This window comes from Bartonella sp. PS7NMGDW (genome assembly GCF_042193585.1).
In the GTDB taxonomy this organism is placed as follows: Bacteria; Pseudomonadota; Alphaproteobacteria; order Rhizobiales; family Rhizobiaceae; genus Bartonella; species Bartonella grahamii.
This window is the reverse complement of the sequence record NZ_JBHILX010000061.1, coordinates 1-1,926: the sequence shown is the minus strand read 5'-3', so window position 1 is coordinate 1,926 and position 1,926 is coordinate 1. Positions and strand designations below refer to the sequence as shown.

Annotated in this window: 1 protein-coding gene; it reads right to left on the bottom strand. The window is 43.6% G+C overall.

Annotated features, from left to right (window positions below; genetic code table 11):
• The coding region (locus tag ACFIKJ_RS09125; RefSeq protein WP_375670533.1) for an alanine-zipper protein at window positions 1-1,823 on the bottom strand (1,823 nt) is incomplete at its 3' end.
• Window positions 1,824-1,926: the final 103 nt, after the last annotated feature.

The following is a 1,926-nucleotide window of genomic DNA, read 5'->3' as shown; positions in this document are numbered from 1 at the left end:
ATGTCTACACGTAAACTGCTTCCTTGCTCCCCTGTATGCCATTTAGTCACTGGATAACAACCAGACAAATATTGCCAAACATAACCGCAACCATCCTCACAACCGATATGCGAAATCATCCGTCTATTGTTTGTATCAACGTGTCCTCCAGACGTCTTAGGAGAAGGCGCTTGATTGCCGACAATACTGGTTGCTTGATTACTTCCATACATGCATGGCGAAAACTCATCACTCGTCAAAAATCTCTTATTAACAGACCAAAAATCAAATGCATGATCTGCATAGCTACGATTGCTCGTAATCGGAACACCATATGCCGACTTTGCATTTACACCTGTCCCTGATTGAAGATAAATATCAACCCAAATATTATGCCACGGATTGTAAACCATCCCTTCTGGACTACTACGTGGGCGATGATTTAAACACCAAACAGAATTGGGCAAAACATCTCCCGCTTGATAACCCGATAAGAGATGACCTTCAATCTCACCAACATCCGCACATAGCGTATGAAATCCACCAATCTTTTCAGAATTATCCTCTGTATAACCATCAGGAGCTGTCGGATTTTGCGAAAGCTTAAGGGCTATCTCATCCGCCTGATCTTTTAAGATGAGATATATATAATAATCCTTTCCTGCTTCAAAATCTTCGTCAAAAGTCATCCTTCCACGCCCTGGAGTGCGGTAAAAGATGGACCTATCCCCATTCTCACCGCCACGATAAAAGCGAAAACACGCCCCTGCATTGATCACAAGACCTTTTCTATTGTGTGAATCGGCTTCCAAAATTCTGTCAGGTTGATTAAAACGCACATCCTCTAAAAAATTAGTGGAAAGAGAACCTACCTTACTTTGAAGTTCAGAAAGACTGTCACTGTTCCTCTGTGCCTTCTCTTGAACTTCTGTCAATGCACTCTTCGCTTCTTCCGCTAACACTTTTGCCTCAGAGGCGGCTGTATTCGCAGAATTTGTCGTTGCTGTCACCGTGTCTAATGAACTCTTGACCTCTCCAAGCCCTTGCTTCGTCGTATCAGCTTCTTCTTTTGCTTGCTCCGCAACACTCTTCGCTTCTTCTGCTGTCGACTTCGCAGTCTCGGCTACTTCCTTGGCTTCTTCTGATAAACTTTTTGCACTCAAAGCGGTTTGGCTTGCTTGATCACTTGTGGATTTTGCTTCATTGGCTATTGTTTCTAAGCCTTCTGCTTTAGATTTTGCATCGCTAGCCTCTCTTAGTGCTTGATCTACTTTCTCTGTTACACTCTCTGCTGCACTTTTCGCCGATTCCGCCAAACCCTTCGCTTCTGAAGCTGTTTGCGAGGCTTGTTCCACTCCTGTTTGCGCCGATTCGGCAACTATCTTAACAGTTGCAACAGATGCCTTGACTTCAGCACAAGCATTCTTGGATTGTTCTGAAAGAGCTTTTGCCTCTTCTGCCATTTGCTTGGCGGCATCTGATGCACTCTTGGATTCTTCTGCTAATCCCTTGGCTGTATCCGCTGTATCTTTTGCAAGATTAGCGGTTGTCGTAGCTGCTGTAACCGCTTCACCCGTTTTCGTCACCTCTGTAAGCGCTTGATCAGAAACCCTTTTCGATTCCTCTGCAACCTGTTGCGCACTATTTGCACGCGCCATGGATTTTTCAGACTCTTGCCTTGCATTAACAACCTGTTCTAATGGTGCAAAAGTTTCATACGAATACAAAGATGCCGTCCCTAAAATCTTAGGAACAACAACGCTATCTTGCGAAGTTCCTTCTCTGATTTCCTCTTGCGTTGCTATTGGTATCAGATACTCATGACTATGATCAGGTATTTTCATATGCTTTATTCCTCCATTAAACCTAAAATGAACACTCTTTCAAATCTTCAAACTCTTCTCTTAAAGCCTCTAAGCGCTTCTCTAAATCTTTCAGTGAACCATC